Below are 4,056 nucleotides of genomic sequence, written 5' to 3'. Positions count from 1 at the left end.
GCCTACAACAACCGCGCCAAACCCTTCACCTGGACCAAGACCGCCGACACCATCCTCACCAAGATCAGCCGTAAACCAACTTCAAACACGCGACATTAGGAGCCCGGCGGGCGGGAAGCATCCGTCGAATGACCATGCTTGGCCACGGCAAGAAAGATCGGCCCGAGTTGTCTGCGCTGCTATCCCTGCACCACCGGTGAACCGGAGGCGGCCGCGCGGGCGGACAACGGCTCCCGGCCGGGCGGCTGGGTCGGCCGGGGTAGCAGCGGTCTGCGTTCCTTCAGGCGCTGCGTGACCGGTTCGCCGGCCGTCACCTTCACCTGGTCTCCGGCGTGCATCAAGGTCAGGCTTGCGTCCGGGCCGTCGTGAACGGCGTAGGTGACGTCCAACTGACGTCCCTCGACCCGCAGCCGCACTCCGCGCCAGCGAACGGAGAAGGTGAGTCCCGCCAAGCCATCCGGCAGAGCGGGATCGAAACACAGAACTCCTCCCCGTTCTCGCAGACCGCCGAAGCCGGCCACCAATGCGGTCCAAGCACCGCTCAAGGACGCCATGTGCAGCCCACTGCCAGTGTTGTCATGCAGGTCGAGCAGGTCGATCAGAGCCGCTTCGTAGGCGTAGTCGTAGGCCAGGTCCAGCTGCCTCACCTCGGCGGCCACGACAGCCTGCACACTCGCTGACAAAGACGAATCGCGCACCGTCAGTCGTTCGTAGTAGTCGAAGTTCCGGGCTTTCTGCTCCGCACTGAACTCCTCTGTGCACCAGTACATCGCGAGAAGCAGATCGGCTTGCTTGACGACCTGTTTGCGGTACAGGTCGAAGTAGGGCACTTGCAGCAAGAGTGGGTACTTGTCCCGGGCCGCTTCGAAGTCCCACTCGGCATACGCGGTGAAACCCGCTGATTGAGGGTGCACGCCGAGCTCGTCGTCGTACGGTATGTAGACCGCGGCGGCTGCATCACGCCAGGCCGCCTCTTCCTCCGGATCCACGCCGAGGGCGCGTGCCTTGGCGGGATGACGTGCGGCGGTCTCCGCAGCGACCCGGAGGTTCCTGGCCGCCATCAGATTGGTGAAGACGTTGTCATCGGCAACTGCGCTGTACTCGTCAGGTCCGGTCATACCGGGCAGATGCCACCGGCCGTCGCGATCATGGTGTCCCAATGACTTCCAGAGGCGAGCCGTCTCGACCAGCAACTCGAGTCCGACATCCTCGAGGAACTGCTCGTCGCCCGTTGCGAGGTAATAGCGGTTCTCGGCTTCCGCGATGTCGGCGTTGACATGGAATGCGGCGGTACCGGTCGGCCAGTACCCCGAGCACTCCTGACCACGAAAGTGCGCGAGCACCCACTGTGGCTGGCCGCCTCCAACTAGTGTCTTGAGTCGTTAGTTCGTGGTTACTTGGCAGGCTTCGCGGGTGGCGAGTCCGAAGCTTGAGCCGGTGGTGTTGTCCGATGAGGTGCTGGCTGGGTGGGCGCGGCGGCGGAAAACGTCGCAGGCGTTGGCGTTGCGGGCTCGGATCGTGTTGCGGTGCGCTGACGGTGGCACGATCGGCGAGCGGTACGCCTGGCAGAGCCGTGCGCGAGGCAACGCCTTCGAAGCCCGGAAACCCTCCACTGAGGTCGGTTCAGGCAGCGGCGGCGCGGGGGCTTCGGGTCGCCACAGCCCAGTGCAGTCACCGTGGGCAAGGACACGTGCCTCCCGCTTATGTCGCAGCGTGGGCGACTAGCGGATCGGCCGAACTGCTGGGTACAGCGAGAGCAGATCGAGGCCGATCGTCTGGAACTCGCCGTGCAGTCGCTCGTCCACGACGACAAGGCGTACTCTTATCGGTCCCTCGGTGGCGGTCGTCGCTTCGGTGGGTCCAACCCCGGAGCTTTCCCAGATTCCGTTGCGAAGGTCGAGCCACAATGATTGCGCGGCGTGGGCAGCCTGTATCAGCCGGCTCCTGGTGACCGCTCCCTGGCTGATGCACAATGTGCCGTCGTACAGAGGCTCGAGGTCCCGGCGGGCTTTGTCCACGTCGCTGTCGAGCAGGTTGACGACGAGCACCACCGGCACCGTCCAGGCCCGTGCGGGCCGCGCCCTGCCGTTCGGGAATGCGATCCAGGTCGCGCCGAAGCGTTCTGGGTGCTCCTCGACATAACGCTGTACCGCCACTGTGCTGGGCAGATCGTGACGAGGTGGATCGGGTACCGGCCATCCCCCCGATGGCTCCGGACACGGCACCGGGTCGATGTCCGGCGGTCCGTACAACGCGTCCGCGGAAGGCATCGACTGTTCGTCGACCGCGATCCTGCGGTTATGCCAGATCCCGCGCAGCCTGGCATAACCAAAACTGACGCCGTCCTTGGAGGCCGGCTCGGCCAGCCTGCCGAGATCGACCCCGGTCAGCGTCACCGCGAAGTTGTCGGTACAGCCGGGAGGTCCGGAACCGTCGGCCGGCTTCGGCACAGCTGGACAGTAGACCACCGGTCGGCCAGGTGCAGCGACCACCAACCCGGTGACCTCGACCCGATCACCATCGCGGACCAGGTACTTAGCCTCGCCGCCGCGCCCACCCAGCCAGCACCGAACGTTCCTCATCGGACAACACCACCGGCTCAAGCTTCGGACTCGCCACCCGCGAAGCCTACCAAGTAGCCACGAACTGACGACTCAAGACACTAGCTCGCCGAGCTAGATGACGACGAGGCATGCTCGTCGTGTCACGCCGGATGCAGCGTTTTCGGTGCTCCGAGCGTTTGAGGAGTATGAAGGTCCGATAGCGAGGAGTCGGATTTGGAGTTCGACGAGTACTTTGCTGCGCGCGGCCAGCAGCTTGTGCGGCTGGGCTTTGTCTTGTCGGGTGATCATCACGCCGCCGAGGATCTGGCCCAGCATGCGCTGATGAGTGCCTACCGGCATTGGCGGCGCGTGCGCAGGATGGAGGATCCTCACGCCTACGTGCGAAGGATCCTGGTCAACGCACACTTGTCGGCTGCTCGACGAAGACCTTCACGCGAAACGCCGATGGCAATAGCTGACTCGGCGTTCACGGAACCGGACCTGGCAGAGGCCGTGGCCCAGCACGATGTGGTGTGGCGAGCATTGGCTGGCCTCAAGCCTCGGGAGCGGACGGTCCTCGTCTTGCGTTACTACGAGGATCTAGGTTACGCGTCGATCGCCGCGCTGCTCGGCATCCAGGAGTCAACCGCACGTGCAACTGCAAGCCGCGCGCTTGCCGCATTGAAGAGCAGCGCAGAACTCGCCATGCCGAAGGGAACCATCGATGAAACTGACAGACGTCGAACGTGAGTTGCGCGCGACGCTGGTCGAGGCGGGGCGGCGAGCGCGAGTTCCTGACGATCTCGAAATCCGTGTGGTCCAGCCCGTGCGCCGTCGCCGAGCCTGGCTCGCGGCCGGCGTCGCCTCAGTCAGCATAGGACTTGCCGGAGTCCTCATTGCCGTCATGACGACTGGAGGGGGGAACGACACGGTTGTCTCGACTCCCACTCCGGCGACAACGCCAAGCGGACTCGCCAGTGCTCTCATCGGCGCGTGGAGGCCAGTCGATATCGTCGGATTCGACCGCTCCAAACTGACAGTAGCTCATTCGACAAAGGCCGCAATCACGTTCGGTATGGACGGCAAATGGTCTGGGACAGACGGCTGCAACCGAGTAGGCGGAACATACCGCGCCGCGGACAATGGCTCGATCACAGCGGACGCCGGCGCGGCGACAACTCTCATGTCCTGTCACAACGTTCCCAATCGCGGCGCGCTGGAACTTGCCGCCCGGTTCAAGATCGACGGGCATTCACTCACTCTGTATGCAGCGGACGGTTCGGGTGTTGCGTCCTATGAGAAGAAGTGAGCCAGCCAGAGTCCATTCCAAGCGACGGGATTAAGCAAACGTGCGATGCACTGCGCGGACAAGACATCCCAACCCACTGCTGGAAATCGCGAATCATCCCCCGCTCGACCGCTAGTGTCGCGTGTTTGAAGTTGGTTTACGGCTGATCTTGGTGAGGATGGTGTCGGCGGTCTTGGTCCAGGTGAAGGGTTTGGCGCGGTTGTT

Annotated in this window: 4 protein-coding genes and 1 pseudogene; 3 read left to right on the top strand and 2 right to left on the bottom strand. The window is 64.0% G+C overall.

The annotated features are described in order from the left end of the window. Positions 1–179 precede the first annotated feature (179 nt). The gene (locus ACIBG5_RS43585; protein WP_396397988.1) at positions 180–1,343 is read right to left on the bottom strand and encodes a glycosyl hydrolase family 65 protein; all 1,164 of its coding nucleotides are present in this window, start codon (positions 1,341–1,343) and stop codon (positions 180–182) included. Between the two features lie 70 nt (positions 1,344–1,413). Here ACIBG5_RS43585 and ACIBG5_RS43580 point away from each other — a divergent pair. After that, a pseudogene (locus ACIBG5_RS43580) lies at positions 1,414–1,545 on the top strand (IS630 family transposase); the annotation flags it as partial. 176 nt (positions 1,546–1,721) lie between these two features. On the opposite strand, the gene ACIBG5_RS43575 reads toward ACIBG5_RS43580, so the two are convergent. Then, complete coding sequence (locus tag ACIBG5_RS43575; protein WP_396397987.1) at positions 1,722–2,450, bottom strand: hypothetical protein; 729 nt, start codon at positions 2,448–2,450, stop codon at positions 1,722–1,724. A gap of 327 nt (positions 2,451–2,777) precedes the next feature. Between ACIBG5_RS43575 and ACIBG5_RS43570 the strand changes: the two genes are divergently transcribed. Next, the gene (locus ACIBG5_RS43570; protein WP_396397986.1) at positions 2,778–3,293 is read left to right on the top strand and encodes a SigE family RNA polymerase sigma factor; all 516 of its coding nucleotides are present in this window, start codon (positions 2,778–2,780) and stop codon (positions 3,291–3,293) included. After that, entirely contained in the window at positions 3,268–3,852 is a 585-nt protein-coding gene (locus tag ACIBG5_RS43565; RefSeq protein ID WP_396397985.1) for an META domain-containing protein, read from the top strand. The genes ACIBG5_RS43570 and ACIBG5_RS43565 overlap by 26 nt, the downstream gene beginning before the upstream one ends. Positions 3,853–4,056: the final 204 nt, after the last annotated feature.

It is taken from the genome of Kribbella sp. NPDC050241 (genome assembly GCF_044459685.1).
Classification (GTDB): Bacteria; Actinomycetota; Actinomycetes; order Propionibacteriales; family Kribbellaceae; genus Kribbella.
The sequence above is the reverse complement of the archived record's forward strand: the minus strand, read 5'-3'. Positions and strand labels throughout refer to the sequence as shown.